The sequence below is a fragment of the Kitasatospora sp. MAP12-44 genome, assembly GCF_029892095.1.
Classification (GTDB): Bacteria; Actinomycetota; Actinomycetes; order Streptomycetales; family Streptomycetaceae; genus Kitasatospora.
The window spans coordinates 4816299-4830545 of record NZ_JARZAE010000004.1; the positions used below are offsets into that span (position 1 = coordinate 4816299).

13 protein-coding genes and 1 pseudogene are annotated in these 14247 nt (G+C 72.1%); 4 read left to right on the forward strand and 10 right to left on the reverse strand.

Annotation, left to right across the window (positions count from 1 at the left end; genetic code table 11):
• The first annotated feature begins 64 nt into the window (after positions 1–64).
• A complete protein-coding gene (locus P3T34_RS22545) occupies positions 65–832 on the forward strand; it encodes a copper homeostasis protein CutC (RefSeq protein WP_280667847.1) in 768 nt (255 codons plus the stop codon).
• Here P3T34_RS22545 and P3T34_RS22550 read toward each other — a convergent pair.
• Positions 757–2728, reverse strand: a pseudogene (locus P3T34_RS22550) (AAA family ATPase). The gene P3T34_RS22545 and the pseudogene P3T34_RS22550 overlap by 76 nt on opposite strands.
• Before the next feature lie 401 nt (positions 2729–3129).
• Here P3T34_RS22550 and P3T34_RS22555 point away from each other — a divergent pair.
• Positions 3130–3351, forward strand: coding sequence for a hypothetical protein (locus P3T34_RS22555; RefSeq protein ID WP_280667848.1), 222 nt, complete (start codon positions 3130–3132; stop codon positions 3349–3351).
• A gap of 26 nt (positions 3352–3377) precedes the next feature.
• On the opposite strand, the gene P3T34_RS22560 is transcribed toward P3T34_RS22555, so the two are convergent.
• Positions 3378–5012 carry a DNA repair helicase XPB gene (locus P3T34_RS22560; RefSeq protein WP_280667849.1) on the reverse strand — a complete coding sequence of 545 codons (1635 nt, stop codon included), beginning with the start codon at positions 5010–5012 and terminating at the stop codon, positions 3378–3380.
• Between the two features lie 218 nt (positions 5013–5230).
• Between P3T34_RS22560 and P3T34_RS22565 the strand changes: the two genes are divergently transcribed.
• Positions 5231–5950, forward strand: coding sequence for an SDR family oxidoreductase (locus tag P3T34_RS22565; RefSeq protein ID WP_280667850.1), 720 nt, complete (start codon positions 5231–5233; stop codon positions 5948–5950).
• A 28-nt stretch (positions 5951–5978) separates the two neighbouring features.
• On the opposite strand, the gene P3T34_RS22570 is transcribed toward P3T34_RS22565, so the two are convergent.
• The 4 genes from P3T34_RS22570 to P3T34_RS22585 all read right to left on the reverse strand — a co-directional run bounded on the left by P3T34_RS22570 (position 5979) and on the right by P3T34_RS22585 (position 9216).
• Positions 5979–6167, reverse strand: a complete 189-nt coding sequence (locus tag P3T34_RS22570) for a hypothetical protein (protein WP_280667851.1) — start codon at positions 6165–6167, stop codon at positions 5979–5981.
• Positions 6168–6247: 80 nt separating this feature from the next.
• Positions 6248–6661, reverse strand: a complete 414-nt coding sequence (locus P3T34_RS22575) for an ATP-binding protein (RefSeq protein ID WP_280667852.1) — start codon at positions 6659–6661, stop codon at positions 6248–6250.
• 514 nt (positions 6662–7175) lie between these two features.
• Positions 7176–8411: a helix-turn-helix transcriptional regulator gene (locus tag P3T34_RS22580; RefSeq protein ID WP_280667853.1), complete on the reverse strand. Its 1236-nt coding sequence runs from the start codon at positions 8409–8411 to the stop codon at positions 7176–7178.
• A gap of 271 nt (positions 8412–8682) precedes the next feature.
• A complete protein-coding gene (locus P3T34_RS22585; RefSeq protein ID WP_280667854.1) occupies positions 8683–9216 on the reverse strand; it encodes an NUDIX hydrolase in 534 nt (177 codons plus the stop codon).
• A gap of 187 nt (positions 9217–9403) precedes the next feature.
• Between P3T34_RS22585 and P3T34_RS22590 the strand changes: the two genes are divergently transcribed.
• Complete coding sequence (locus P3T34_RS22590) at positions 9404–9574, forward strand: hypothetical protein (protein ID WP_280667855.1); 171 nt, start codon at positions 9404–9406, stop codon at positions 9572–9574.
• Here P3T34_RS22590 and cutA read toward each other — a convergent pair.
• The 4 genes from cutA to P3T34_RS22610 are packed head-to-tail and all read right to left on the reverse strand — an operon-like array spanning position 9567 to position 14106.
• On the reverse strand, positions 9567–9890 hold the full coding sequence (cutA, locus tag P3T34_RS22595) for a divalent-cation tolerance protein CutA (protein ID WP_280667856.1): 324 nt from the start codon (positions 9888–9890) through the stop codon (positions 9567–9569). The two genes, P3T34_RS22590 and cutA, sit on opposite strands and share 8 nt — an antisense overlap.
• 20 nt (positions 9891–9910) lie before the next feature.
• On the reverse strand, positions 9911–10777 hold the full coding sequence (locus tag P3T34_RS22600) for a helix-turn-helix transcriptional regulator (RefSeq protein ID WP_280667857.1): 867 nt from the start codon (positions 10775–10777) through the stop codon (positions 9911–9913).
• 54 nt (positions 10778–10831) lie between these two features.
• Positions 10832–11557, reverse strand: a complete 726-nt coding sequence (gene pgeF / locus P3T34_RS22605; RefSeq protein WP_280667858.1) for a peptidoglycan editing factor PgeF — start codon at positions 11555–11557, stop codon at positions 10832–10834.
• 11 nt (positions 11558–11568) lie between these two features.
• Positions 11569–14106, reverse strand: coding sequence for a helicase-associated domain-containing protein (locus P3T34_RS22610; protein WP_280667859.1), 2538 nt, complete (start codon positions 14104–14106; stop codon positions 11569–11571).
• Between the last annotated feature and the right edge of the window lie 141 nt (positions 14107–14247).

The window sequence follows — 14247 nt, forward strand, 5'->3', positions numbered from 1 at the left end:
CCGCCGAGAGTGCGGCGGGCGGGGGTCTCGACCCACCGGGCGCCGATATGGCAGAGTAGCCGATATGTCTAGACCAATCTTCGAAGTCATCGCGCTGACGGCGCACGATGCCCAGGCCGCCCAGTCCGGCGGCGCCGACCGCCTCGAACTGGTCACGGACATGGCCGCCGACGGACTCACCCCCGCGGTACGCGACTTCGCCGCGGTGCGCGCCGCGGTGGACCTGCCGCTGCGGGTGATGCTGCGGATCCGCGACGGCTTCGCGCCCGGCGACCTCGACGAGTTGGCCGCCCGGGCCGCGGCGCTGCGGGCCGAGGGCGCCGACGAGTTCGTCTTCGGCTTCCTGGACTCGCACGGCGCCGTCGACCTGCCCGCGGTGCGCGCCGTCGCGCAGGCCGTCGAGGGCTGCCGCTGGACCTTCCACCGGGCGATCGACCACAGCGCCGACCGCAGCGCGGTGCGCGCCGCGGTCGCCGAGCTGCCCGGCCTCGACACCTTCCTCACCGCGGGCTCCGCGGCCGGCGTGCCGTCCGGTCGCGAGGTGCTGGCCGGTGAGCTGGCCAAGGCCGGCGAGCCTGGCTACCGGCCGCGGATCCTGATCGGCGGCGGGCTGCTCGCCGAGCACCTGCCGGAGCTGCGGGCGGCGGGCTTCGACGCCTTCCACGTCGGCGGCGCGGTGCGGGTCGGCGGCTGGGACACGCCGGTGGACGCCGCGAAGGTCGCCCACTGGCGCGCCCTGATCGACGCCGGTCCCTCTCAGCCCAGTTCGGCCGGCAGCGGGTCGGCGTGCAGCACCGTCAGGCCGGAGACCGCTCGGGTCAGCGCGACGTAGAGCCGGCGCAGGCCGGTCCGCTGGTCCGGCTCGCCGGCCACCACCGCGGCCGGCTCGTCCAGCACCACGTAGTCGTACTCCAGGCCCTTGGCCAGCGAGGCCGGCACCAGGGTCAGCCGGGCGGCGGCGGTGGTCTCCGTGCCGGGCGTCAGGAACGCCAGCCCGGCGGCGGTCAGCGCCTCTTCGTAGAGCGGGATCCGGGCGTCGGCGACGATCAGGCCGGTCGAGCCCTCGTGCTCCAGCGCCGCGCGGCAGGCCTCGACCACCGACTCCACCAGCCTGTCCGGGATGTGATGGATCATCAGCGAACCGGGCGTGTCGCGGATCGAGGTGGCGGGGGCCAGTCCGGGGGCGATCGCGGGCAGCAGTCGCGAGGCGTAGGCGATCACCTCCTCCGGCACCCGGAAGCCGGTGGTCAGCTCCTCGATGTGCGCGGTCGGCTTGCCCAGGTGGTGCAGCGCGTCCGCCCAACTGGCCGTCGCCCACGGGGTGGTGCCCTGCGCGAGGTCGCCCAGCACGGTGGCCGAGCCGGTGCTGCAGCGGGCGGCCCACCGCGCGGTACTGCATGGGGGAGAGGTCCTGCGCCTCGTCGACCACCACATGGCCGAGCGAGGGGGTGCGCTGCACCAGGTCGGCGGTCTCGTCGATCAGTACGGCGTCGGCGGCGGTCCACGGCGCGTTCTTGACCGAGCGGGCCTTGCTGGGCCGGTGCAGCAGGGCCTGCTCGTCCTCGTCCAGCAGGCCCTCGGCGCACTCGGCCAGGAACGCGGCGTCGGTGAGCAGCCGGTGCACCAGCTTGGCCGGGTCGACCGGCGGCCAGCAGGCCTTGGCGGTGGCCTTGACCTGCGCCGAGCGGGCCACCGCGTCCTGCACCCGGTCGTCGGGGGCCTCGCCGCCCTGCTCCATCTTCAGCAGCACGGCGTGCGAGATGCGTTGCGGCAGCGCCTCCATGGCAGCGCCGTAGCGCAGCTCGCGGGCGGCCAACTCCTGGATGATCTCCACCAGTTCGTAGGCCGGCACGCGCCAGCGCCGGGAGCCGCGGACCACCACGCAGGGCTCGGTGGGCAGCGTGATGCCCGAGCGCACGGCGCGCCGCAGCACCTCGGCCATCCGGGCGTCGCCCTTGAGCCGGGCGGTCGCGGCCGAGTCCTCGGCGCGCACCTCGACATGCGCCACCAGCTCCTGGACGGTGGCCTGCGCCACGTCCAACTCGCCCAGGGCGGGCAGGACCTGCTCGATGTAGGAGAGGAAGGAGCTGTTCGGGCCGATCACCAGGGTGCCGGTGCGGGCCAGCCGGTCGCGGTGCGCGTAGAGCAGGTAGGCGACGCGGTGCAGGCCGACGGCGGTCTTCCCGGTGCCGGGGGCGCCCTGGACGCAGACCGTGCCGGTGATGTCGGCGCGGACGATCTCGTCCTGCTCGGGCTGGATGGTGGCGACGATGTCGCGCATCGGGCCGACGCGGGGCTTCTCGATCTCGGCCGCGAGGAGCGCGGAGCCGGTGTCGGACTCCTCCGGGTCGCTCAGGTGCTCGTCCTCGTAGGCCGTCAACTCGCCGCCGGTGTAGCCGAAGCGGCGGCGCTTCTCGACGTCCATCGGGACGGTCCGGCTGGCCCGGTAGTACGGCTGGGAGACCGGCGCGCGCCAGTCGATCACCATCGGGTCGCCCACGGCGTCGTGCACGTGCCGGCGCCCGATGTAGAACCGCTCTCCTCCTGCGCCTTCGGACTCATCACTGGAGATGGCATGCAGGTAGTCGAGCCGGCCGAAGAAGAGCGGGGTGTGTACGAGGTCGGCCAGCGAGGCGATCCGGGTCTGGATCTGGTTGTGCAGGACAGCGGCGGTGACCCAGCTGCCGGCCACGTCGGAGATGTCCAGCGACTGGGCGTCCTCGCGCATCGCGGTCAGGGCGGCGCGGGAGGAGGCGAGGTGGTCGCGCTCCCGCTGCAGCGGGTCGGCCGACTGCAGGGGGTCAGTGGTGGCGGGGTCAGTGGTGGCGGGGGAATGCACAGCGAACCTTCCCGGCCGGCCCGCTGAGGGGTCCGGCGGACTCGTCGTAGCTCACAGTGAAGGACACCAGCCGGTTGCCGAGCGGCTGGCACCTCCCCCGGCTGCCGACGGACGGCACCACGGTTCGGGAGGGGGCAGACCGGACAGCTTAGACCCCGGGTCGTCACGGCACCAACGGGTTTTCTGCCCCCGGAGTAGGGGTCCCGTCCACCTTGAGGACGACTTCGGTCCCGAGGATTGCGGCCTTTGGGGTGATGTGTCCGGGATGCCCGGAAACTACGGTGGAACACATGAGCCCCGTAACCATGACGGCGCCCCCGGCAGCGGCCAAGACCCCCCGGGCGCGCACACCGCAGAACGAGACCGTTCCCACCCCCACCCACGGCGCCACCGCGGCCGGCCCCGGCGGCCGCCGCCGCGGCCCGCTGGCCACCACCGTCCGCAACGTCGGCATCGTGCTCGACACCGCCGCGCGGGTGGTCTTCCTCGGCCGCGACGGCGTCAAGCTCTAGCTACCGCCAGCCGGCGCCGGCCGCCGCTAGACGTCGTCCGCGTCGATGATCCGGTAGGCGTACCCCTGCTCGGCCAGGAAGCGCTGGCGGTGCGCGGCGAAGTCCTGGTCCACGGTGTCCCGGGCGACCACCGAGTAGAAGTGCGCCGAGTGCCCGTCGGCCTTGGGCCGCAGCACCCGGCCCAGCCGCTGGGCCTCCTCCTGGCGGGAGCCGAAGGTCCCGGAGACCTGGATGGCCACGGTGGCCTCCGGCAGGTCGATCGAGAAGTTGGCGACCTTCGACACCACCAGGACGCTGATCTCCTTGGTCCGGAAGGCCTCGAAGAGCTTCTCGCGCTGCGCGTTGCTGGTCTCGCCCTTGATCACCGGGGCGTTCAGCACCTCGCCCAGCTCGTCCAGCTGGTCGATGTACTGCCCGATGATCAGCGTCTGGTCCTTCTCGTGCTTCTTGACCAGCGCCTCCACCACCCGCCGCTTGGTCGCGGTGGTGGCGCAGTAGCGGTAGCGCTCCTCCGGCTCGGCGGTCGCGTAGGCGAGCCGCTCGGTGTCGGTCAGGGTGACCCGGACCTCGCAGCAGTCGGCGGGCGCGATGTAGCCCTGCGCCTCGATCTCCTTCCACGGCGCGTCGAAGCGCTTGGGCCCGATCAGCGAGAAGACGTCGCCCTCCCGGCCGTCCTCGCGGACCAGGGTGGCGGTCAGGCCGAGCCGGCGGCGGGCCTGCAGGTCGGCGGTGAACTTGAAGACCGGGGCCGGCAGCAGGTGCACCTCGTCGTAGACCACCAGGCCCCAGTTGCGGGCGTCGAACAGCTCCAGGTGCGCGTAGGCGCCCTTCCGCTTGGTCGTCATCACCTGGTAGGTGGCGATGGTGACCGGGCGGATCTCCTTGCGGGTCCCGCTGTACTCGCCGATCTCGTCCTCGGTCAGCGTGGTGCGCTTGACCAGCTCGTGCTTCCACTGGCGGGCCGAGACGGTGTTGGTGACCAGGATCAGCGTGGTCGACTTGGCCTCCGCCATCGCCGCCGCGCCGACCAGCGTCTTTCCGGCGCCGCAGGGCAGCACCACGACGCCGCTGCCGCCGTGCCAGAAGCCCTCGACCGCCTGCTGCTGGTACGGGCGCAGCTGCCAGCCGTCCTGGTCGAGCTCGATCGGGTGCGCCTCGCCGTCCACGTACCCGGCGTGGTCCTCGGCCGGCCAGCCGAGCTTGAGCAGCGTCTGCTTGATCTGGCCGCGCTCGGAGGGGTGCACCAGCACGGTGTCCGGGTCGACCCGGGCGCCGACCAGCGGCGCGATCTTCTTCGACCGCAGGATCTCCTCAAGGACCGGGCGGTCGGTGGTGGTCAGCACCAGGCCGTGCACCGGGTGCTTGCTGAGCTGCAGCCGCCCGTAGCGGGCCATCGTGTCGGCGATGTCCACCAGCAGCGCGTGCGGCACCGGGTAGCGCGAGTACTTCACCAGCGCGTCCACCACCTGCTCGGCGTCATGCCCGGCGGCCCGCGCGTTCCACAGGCCCAGCGGCGTCACCCGGTAGGTGTGCACATGCTCGGGCGCGCGCTCCAACTCGGCGAAGGGCGCGATGACTCGACGGCACTCGGCGGCCTTGGGGTGGTCGATTTCAAGGAGCAGAGTCTTGTCGCTTTGTACGATCAGCGGGCCGTCGTTCACTTTGAGCGATCCTCCATCGGTCAGACGCAGACCCTCCAGTGTCGCCCATGGCGAGGGCTTTGGGTCGCGGGTGGGCGAGAACGACCCCCGAGGGGGCAGCTGGGCCTGACTGGTGGTCGGCCTCCCAGGATAAGTCGCGGCCTGCCTGGGGGTGCGCGGCGCTGCGATCGTCGAGGCATGCGGGGAGCACCGCTCCCCTTTGACTCAGGAGAAGACCCATGGTTGCAGCCACCCTGTCCGGCACCCGCGTCGTCGTTGTCGGCGGGACCTCCGGCATCGGCAAGGAGGTGGCCCGCCAGGCCGTCGCCGCCGGGGCCGAGGTCCTGGTCGGCTCCCGCTCGGAGCAGAAGCTGGCCGACACGGCCAAGGAGATCGAGGGCGTGCGCACCGGCGTCGTCGACGTCACCGACGAGGAGAGCGTGCGCGGCTTCTTCGGCGGCCTCGACGCGCTCGACCACCTGGTGGTCTGCCCGGGCGACATGGCGGTCGGCTCGGTCTACGACGTGTCGCTGGAGGCCGTGCGGCGTTCGCTGGACACCAAGATCATCGGGCCGCTGCTCTGCGTCCGGCACGCCGGGCGCAAGATCGCGGCCGGCGGTTCGATCGTGCTGCTGGCGGGCGCCGCCGGCTACAAGGCCTACCCGGAGCTGGCCGCCACCGCCGCCGCCAACGCCGGCATCGGCGGCCTGGGACGCTCGCTGGCCCTGGAGCTCGCCCCGGTGCGGGTGAACGTGGTGGTGGCCGGCCTGATCGACACCCCGCTCTGGGACGGCCTGCCGGCCGAGGCCCGCGCGGCCCTGTTCGAGCAGACGGCCCAGGCCACCCCGCTCGGCCGGATCGGGCAGCCCGAGGACGTCGCGCGCAGCGTGCTGCACCTGCTGGAGAGCGCCTACACCACCGGCGCCCTGAGCCACGTGGACGGCGGCGCCACGCTCTGAGCCCTCGGCCCGGGCCGGGCAGCGGCGGTCAGTCGGGGTCGGAGCCCTTGGAGGCCGCCCGCGCCGGGTGCGCCGGGTGGTCCAGCCAGACGTACTGTTCGTCGCCGGTCATGGTGAGGCCGAACCTGTCCGGGCCAGGGCGGCCGAGTTCTTCGGTGACGGCCTGGAGCAGGCCGCGCATGGCGGCCTGCTCCGGCTGATGCTGGGTGGTCGTCACTTGTGCTTCGGCTCCGGCTTGCTCTGCGAGGTGGTCACGATGCTCGCCCCGATGTCGGCCGGGGCGCACGGCAGCGGCCATCACACGGTCCTGGTCCTCACCTCAGCCCAGACCACCTTGCCGTACGGAGCCTCATCGACTCCCCACCGATGCGCGAGCGCCGCAACCAGGCCTATGCCCCGCCCGGACTCCGCGCGCGTCCCGGCGTCGATGACACACGGAAGCGTGAACGAGCTGTCCCGCACGCCCACGCGGACGGTGTCACCAGCGAAGTGGACAGACACGGCGATCCGCCTACAGCCCGTGTGCCGGACGGCATTGCCGACCAGCTCACTCACCAGAAGCTCGGCCGCATCCACCACGTCCGGCAACGACCACGCCGACAACCTCTCGCCAACCAGCCGGCGGGCCTTCGCAGCCGACTCCGGCTCGCACGGCATAACCCGCACACACTGCCGAGTTGCCCGGAGGGGAGCCGCCACCGCCGTCTTCATCGGGCCGCCTGATGTGCGGCCCGTCTGCGGAGTGCGATCCCGATTCCTGCCAGGACCCGGGCGCGAACCTCCGCACGGGACGAGTCGGGGACATAAAGAACCTGATCAGGCGGACCGGTCGGGGGATCGTCGTGGTAGTCGGGGACCGCTCGTGCCCGCAGGTGCCTGCTCGCGCTGACCAGGTGGGCGGGAAGAAGCCGACCGTCAGTGGTCATGGCTCAACCACCCTCCGTTGCCCGGTCACTGAGCGGTTCCAGGGTTGAGCCGTCGCGGGGCGCGGCCCATTCCTCACCCCCGCCTGGAGGGCGAAGGTGGTACGCGAAGACGCCCTCTCCCGGGACTTCCACCACGACGCCTATGAGGTTCGCAGCGGTGTCCCGTGCGAGGTCCCCGAGGCGCGACGGCCTGGCGTGTGAGGGGGTGTGTGCGCCCTTGCGGGTAGTGCGTCGTCCACTCATGCCTACAGACGGTAGGGGGACGACTGCAGCTGAATATGAATCAGCGGAATGCTTGCCTATCCATCCGGGTGGAAGCGGTCGGACATGCGGCGAAGTCGTTCCCGGGTAGTCGCCCGCTCCGCATAGACGATCTTGCGGAGGGTGGCGCGCGCGATGGGGTGGTTGCGGATCAGCTGGGGTGCGATTCGCTCCGCCTCCTCCAGCTCCACGAGCGCCTTGTCCCGGTTGCCGTCCCACAACCACGCTCGCGCCAGGTCCATCCGGTGATGCCCGCGCCGGGAGTTGGGCAGTATGGCGACCTGTGAGGGGTCGGCCCTCTCATTGAGGGCGAGTGCCTTGGCGTGATTGCCCATCTCCAACTGGACTGAGATGGCGTGGATTTGCACGTTCCCGGCGGAGAACGTGAGGGAGTGGCGGTCGAAGATCGGTTCGCCGTCTGTGGCGGCGTCGATGCGAGCTGATGCCGCCCGTGCCTGCTGGATGCGGTCTTCGCTCTGCTCGGGTGCGCCGGCTCTTGCGGCCGAGACCGCTGCCCGCAGTTGAAGAGTTCCCCAGGCCCGAAGGGCCAGCGGGTCACCGGTGTTGTACTCGCGTTCGATCGAGGAGAGCGCCTTGTCGGACAGTGCGATCGAGTCGGCCCAGTCGGCGGTTGCCCACATGTCCCAGACTCGCATCCAGTCCGAGACCGCGATCATCACGGGATCTCCGGAAAGCCGTGCGGACCACGCGGCCCGCTCGCAAGCCATGGTGATCAACTCTGGATGACCGAGCGAGTGAGCGGCAGTGTGGGCGAACTTGCAGGCCACCGCGTAGATGGCGAAGCCTTCCTCGCGCTCGTGTCCCGCCGAGACCTCAGCCAGCGCGCGGGCTTCACGAAGCATGTCCGGGAGGATGCGGAGGATGGCGACGTTGGCTGCCGCGTCGCGGAGCCGATGGAGGCGTACGGTCTCCTGCCACAGCTCGGGAGACGATCGGGGCCGTCCATCGAAGACCGGGGTCAGGTCATAACGGCGAAGTTCCCGGAGGATCGACGCCGCCGACACCTGCCACTGGTTCTCGGAACTCTTCCCGGCGACGTAGGGGCGCTCCACCAAGTCGTTCGGGTGACAGTGCAGAGCTGCGGCGAGTTCGTTGATGATCCCTGCACGGTCCAGCTCGATCGTGCCGCGCTCGACCTTCGACACCCACCCCTGTGTTCTGCCGACAGCGGCAGCGAGATCCGCCTGAGGCATCCCCAGTCGAAGCCTGGCCCGCCGCACTCGCTTGCCGATCGACTCCCGTTCTTCCAGCACTCGTACCCTCCCTGCGGTGTCGCTCCCGTCGGCCCGCCCGTTCGGCTCGGTGGCCTAACGGGAAGGTACCGCCGATTGCGGGGGATCGACGTGTAGTCGGTCTGAGGCGCGGCAGTAGGCCATTTGACTACTCAGAGCTTGCGGATGCGCAGCAAGCTTGATCGCTACCGGCGCCCTGAGCGCCCGAGAGTTTCGTCAGTCGCTGGGGCCCTACCGCAACGCCCCGGCTGCTTCAGCGCTTGTCGGCCGAATCGGCGAGATGACCAGCTGATCAGAGGCCGGCTTCATCCAGCAGCAGGTAGAGCACGCCTACCAGCGAGCCACTGCTGACGATCTCGCGGCGGTCGATCATGCCGCGCAGTTCGGACAGCGGAATCCACTCGATGCGGTCCGACTCATTGCGCTCAGTGGGCGGTCCTACGTACTCGGCCGCGTCGGCGCGGAAGACGAAATGTTCCGAGTCGGTGATGCCGTTCGCAGGCTGGGCGTAGATGAGCGGCTTGACCTCTCCGGTCCGCCAGCCTGTCTCCTCCAGAACCTCGCGGGCCGCAGCCTCGGCCGGAGTCTCGTCGGCCTCGATCAGCCCCATGGGCAGTTCCCATGCCCATGAGTCGGTGATGAAGCGGTGCCGCCACATCATCAGAACCTGCTTCTCGCTGTTGACCACAGCAGTCACGGCCAGGTGCCGCAGCTTCAGCACGTGGTGTTCCCAACGGTGCCCGTCAGGCTGCTCGACATCGACCAACCACACGTTCACCCAGGGGTTTTCGTAGATCGGACGTTCCCCGTGGATCTTCCACTGCATTGCTGCGGCTCCTCTCGGCGGACCTTCAGCTTGGCAGAGACTTCGCTTGAGGCAGAGCGGTTCTGCCCAATTCACGTCACACTGACGAATAGTGCCATCTTGATCAACCTGGGCAGCTGCTTGCCCTAGAACGGGGGCTCCTTGGGCCAGCTGACCGGCGGCGTGTTTATCGACAGGTGCTGGTGACGTGGAGCAAGCGGTGGAGGTCGGCCGCCGCACGCTGGAAGCCACGTTGGAGACGGAGACGACCATGGGCAAGGGTCGCCTCGGCGCGCTTGCCCAGCAACTCCCCGAGCAGCACAGCGCGGCCCGAACCTTCCGGGAGGAGATCCGGGCTGCGCTCGGGCAGGTCAGCTGACGGTCTCGGTGTTCACCCAGCTCAGATATGCGGGGCTGCCAGTGACCACCGGGAGGCCGATGACCTCTGGGGTGTCGTAGGTGTGCTGCTCGCCGATGAAGGCGGCAAGTCGGTCGGAGAGGTCGGCGCGGGTCTTGAAGTCGATGCGCCACTCGGGCTCGGTCTGCACGTCGCCGTCCCACCAGTAGACCGAGCTGATCGGGTACACCTGGGCGCAGGCAGCCAACCGCTCACGCACCACGGCGGCAGCCAGCGCGCGCGCCTTGTCCTCGGCGTCATGGGTGGTGGTCACCACGATGAAGTCACGATTCGTCATAGAACGAGCCTAGAGGGGGCTCAGGAGACCGGTGGCGCTTCCCGTACTCCGGTTCGCCGGGCGGCCACCAGCTCCCGGAGCTGGGCGAGTAGGGCCTCGTCGCGTGGCGGTTGGTAGGTGACCAGGGTGGCCTCGGCGTCGGGCAGGTGGAGCTTGACGTAGTCGAACTCGACGCGGCCGAGCACCGGGTGGGCGAAGGCGAGCGAGGCAGGGGCGCCGACGCCCAGGTCCATCCGCTCCCACAGGTTGCGGAACTCGGGGCTCTCGTCGGCCAGTTGGTCGACCAGCTCGGTGAACTCCGGCCTCACCACCTGGTCGGCCAGCTGGGCGCGGAAGAGCGCGACGACCTGCTCGGCGGCCTGCTCCCAGTGCGCGAAGAGCGGGCGGAAGGCCGGATCGAAGGTGAGCAGCAGGTTGTTGCGTCGTTCCGCCGCCAACTCCTCGAAGCCCGGCAGCAGCACGCACAGGCCCTGGTTCCAGGCCAGCAGGTCGAAGCGGTGGTTGGTGATGAAGGCCGGCAGCGGATCCAGCTGCTCCAGCAGGGCCAGGTACTGGTCCGCGATCTGCTCCCGGGTGCAGAGCCGCAGTCCGCTTGGCGGTACCTCACCGGCCAGCCGGAACAGGTGCCCGGTCTCGACGCCGTCCAGCTTGAGCACCCGGGCCAGGCTGCCCAGCACCTGCCGGGAGACCTTGATCTTGCGAGCCTGCTCCAACCACGTGTACCAACTCGCGCTCACCCCCGCCAGCGCCGCCAGCTCCTCCCGGCGCAGCCCGGGCGTGCGCCGGCGCCCGTGCGCGTACGGCACGCCTGCCGCCTCGGGGCCGATCCGCGCCCGCCGGCTGCGCAGGAACGCCGCCAACTCCCGCCGCTGCTCAGCGCTCTCCACTGATCCGCTCTCCCCCGCCAGACCGCCGCACCATGATCTTTTGCCAGGCTACCGTCAGGGCGTCAGCCAGACGTACGAGGCGAACCGGCCCGTGCGGGCGTCGCGGCGGTGCGAGAAGAGGTCGGGGTCTTCGATGGTGCAGCGGGCGTCGTGTCGGATGTCGGCGACGCCCGCGGCGGTGAGTTGGGCGGTGATGGCGGCGCGGATGTCCAGGGCGGGGGTGCCCTGGCGGGTGGTGGACCAGAGGGCGGGGAGGGCGGCGCTCGCCTCGGCGCGCATCGCCTCGGGGACCTCGTAGCAGTGGCCGCAGGCCATCGGGCCGACCAGGGCGGTCATCCGGGCCGGGTCCGCGCCGGCCCCGGTCATCGCCGCGACCAGGCCCGGCGCCACGCCGTCGATCGTGCCGACCCGCCCGGAGTGCGCGGCGCCGACGATCCGGGCCACCGGGTCGCCGATCAGCACGGAGGCGCAGTCCGCCGCCAGCGCGGCCAGGGCCAGGCCGGGTTCGCTGGTGAAGACCGCGTCCAGCGCGGGCGCATCGCTGCCCCACGGCTCGCTGACCCGGGCCACCGTGGCGCTGTGCACCTGGCGCATCCAGACCACCCGCTCCGGCGCCAGGCCCAGCTCGCGGGCGGTCGCCGTGCGGTTGCGCAGCACGTCGGCGAAGTCGTCCTCGGTGGCGCCGCCGAGGTTGCGGGAGTCGAACGGCGGCCGGCTGAAGCCGTCGTGCCGGTCGGTGACCGCGTAGCGGATGCCGGGAGCGAGTTCCACGGATTGCATGCGGACGGGCCTCAGTTCTCGTCGAGTTCGGCGACGCCGGTGATCCGGTGCAGGGCGAAGGTGTTGAGCTTCTCGGCGTGGTGGTCGAAGGCGGTCACAAAGCCGCCCTCCACCTTGACCGGGTCGATCACCCGCTGGGAGGCCAGGCCCTCGGCGTTGATGTAGCCGATCCACATCCGCTCGCCGAGCAGCACGGCGGTCTGCAGCGCCGCGAGCGTGTCGGCGGCCGCGGTGCGCGGCAGTTGACGGGTGTCGGTGCGGGCCGGGCCGCTCTGCGAGCGGTGCGCGGCCGGGCCGGTGACGGTCTCGCGGCGGACGGCGGTGGCCGCCCGGTCGCCGGCCCGGATCGCCTTGACGGCGGCGCCCAGCAGCACGGCGTCCGGGGCCGCCGGGCCCTCGGAGACCGGCGCGGGCGCGGCGCGGTGCGGGGTGCGGTGGCTGTCGGGACGGGTGATCAGCAGATCGCCCTCGGCGGACTCGGCGGCCGGGGCGTAGCCCATCACGCGCAGCACGGCGAGCACGGTCTCGGGCGCCGCCTGGGCGGCGAGCACGGTCGGGGCGAGCAGCCGCAGCCGCAGTTCGACCGCGCGGCGGTCGGCGAGCACCTCGGCGAGCAGCGCGCTGTCGTCGCAGCGCAGGTACGCCGACGCGGCGCCGACCCGCAGCACGCCGTGCCGCCGGGCCACGTCGTCGATCAGGTAGCTGAGCGGCTGCGGGACGGGCGTGCGCGAGTGCTGGCCGAGGAAGACGTGCAGGCCGGCGGCGCTGCGCCCGGCGTCCAGCGCGCGGCGGATCGATTCGGCGGTGAACCGGTAGACCGTGGCGCCGCCCTTGGACTCGATCTCGGCGCAGAGCGCGAGGGCCTGCGAGAGCGGGGTGAGCAGCGGTCCGGGCGCGATCGCGGTGAGGTCGGGCTGCAGGATCACGTGGTCGAGCGGCTGCGGCAGCAGCGGGGTGACGATCGGCGCCGGGTCCCGGCCGGCCAGCAGGGCGCGGGCGTGCGTGGCGAGGGCGCCGCGGCCGGTGAGGCCGAGCTGCTCGGCCTCGGTGAGGGTCCAGGTGGTGAGCTGGTCGCGCAGGTCCAGGCCGTCGGGGCCGGCCGCGCCGCCGCGCAGCGGGCGCTGCCAGCGCTGGGCGGCGAGCAGCACGGCGGGGTCGGCGACGCCGCCGGGCGGCAGCTCGGCCAGCAGTTCCAGGACGGCGCGCCGAGTGGCGGGCGCGAGCACCCGGTCGAGGTCGGGGCCCAGCGGCGCACGCGTCTTGCCCTTGCCGTCGGGCGCTCCGGTCAGCCCGGCCACCCGGGTGGCGGCCAGCCAGCTGTTGGCCAGCAGCGCCCAGCGTTCGGCGACCGGTTGCTGCAGCCAGAGGTCGTACGCGGGGGTCGGGGCCCACACCTCGCCGAGCCGGGCGGGTGCCTCGGAGGTCTCGCCGTCGGGGGCCAGCAGGCCTGCGCCGTAGGCGAGTTCGAGCCAGAACGCGGCCTGCTGCTCGGTGCTGTCCAGGGCCAGCGCGGTCCGCTTGAGGTCGCGTACGCCGAGGCCGCCGGCTCGCAGGGTGGCCGGGGGCTGCAGGCCCCAGAAGTCGAGCAGCTCCTCGATGGTGCGCACCGCCGTGTACGCCTGGCCGGCCGCGGCGCTGTCCACAGCCTGTGGATCGCGCTGGACGGTGGCCGCCAGCACGGGTGCGCTGGGCTCGACCACCTGGTGGCTGCGGCCGCCGCGCAGGTGCAGCGCCAGCTCGCGGGGGAGCACCACGGTGCCCGGGCCGGAGGGCAGCAGCAGTCCGCGGGCGAGGAGCCAGTCGACGGGACTGCGCGCGTCGTCGGCCGTCACCGGGCGCCCGGCGTCCGGGACGGTGCCGGTGGGCGGGCCCCAGACCAGCTTGTCCAGCAGGCCGAGTGCGGCGGGTGGCGCCTGCGCGAGCAGCGCCGCGCAGCGCTTGCGGTCGCCCAGCAGGCCGGTCAGGGCCGCCACGCCGGTCACCGGATCGGCCGTCCCGGGCAGGCCCGCGCCGGTCACCAGCTGCTGCAGCCGGGCGGGGGACATCCCCAGGGTGGCCTCGGCCAGGGTCGGGCCGAGCCGGGTGCCGCCGGGCGCCGAGCCGCTCGGCGCGAGCGCCTCGCGTACGGCGATCACCAGGCGCAGCGCCGAGTCCGGACCCCAGAGCAGCGCGCGATCGCGCAGCGCCGCCAGCGCGCCGGGGAGGGCGGCGACCACGGCGGCGCGGTCCACCGGCTCGGCGGCCGGATGCGGCTTGACCCGGGCCGGACCGGCCAGCAGGTCGCGCGCGACGGTGTCCGGGCTGCCGTCGGGTGCGGCGGCCAGCGCCTCGGCGACCTGAAGGGTGAAACGGTCGAGGCGCTCCAGCGCGCGCAGCGCGGAGGCCCGGCTGGAGAGCCGGGCGGCGAGCTGGGTGAGGTCGCTCGGGACCGGGTTGAGCAGATCGGGGCGCAGCCGCAGCAGGGTGGCGAGCGCATCGTCGCTGCGGGCACGAAGCTCTTCGGCGAGGGTGCGCGCCCTGCCGGGCTGTCCGTTCGGCTCATTGGTCATCCGATCCAGAGTAGTCGGCCCGGGTGAAGGCCGGGAGCCGCGGCCGGGTTCGGGACGTGGATGGTGTGGCGGTGGGCTGGGCATAGGGAGGAGGGAACCGAGGTTCGCGCGGGCGGCCGGCAATCGGTAGCGTCAGCGGAC

What these genes read in the sequence shown, in the direction of transcription:
- P3T34_RS22545 (WP_280667847.1), top strand. Translation starts at nt 65, where the DNA reads ATGTCTAGACCAATCTTCGAAGTCATCGCGCTGACGGCGCACGATGCC.
- P3T34_RS22555 (WP_280667848.1), top strand. Translation starts at nt 3,130, where the DNA reads ATGAGCCCCGTAACCATGACGGCGCCCCCGGCAGCGGCCAAGACCCCC.
- P3T34_RS22565 (WP_280667850.1), top strand. Translation starts at nt 5,231, where the DNA reads ATGGTTGCAGCCACCCTGTCCGGCACCCGCGTCGTCGTTGTCGGCGGG.
- P3T34_RS22575 (WP_280667852.1), bottom strand. Translation starts at nt 6,661, where the DNA reads ATGAAGACGGCGGTGGCGGCTCCCCTCCGGGCAACTCGGCAGTGTGTG.
- P3T34_RS22585 (WP_280667854.1), bottom strand. Translation starts at nt 9,216, where the DNA reads ATGCAGTGGAAGATCCACGGGGAACGTCCGATCTACGAAAACCCCTGG.
- cutA (WP_280667856.1), bottom strand. Translation starts at nt 9,890, where the DNA reads ATGACGAATCGTGACTTCATCGTGGTGACCACCACCCATGACGCCGAG.
- pgeF (WP_280667858.1), bottom strand. Translation starts at nt 11,557, where the DNA reads ATGCAATCCGTGGAACTCGCTCCCGGCATCCGCTACGCGGTCACCGAC.
- P3T34_RS22610 (WP_280667859.1), bottom strand. Translation starts at nt 14,106, where the DNA reads ATGACCAATGAGCCGAACGGACAGCCCGGCAGGGCGCGCACCCTCGCC.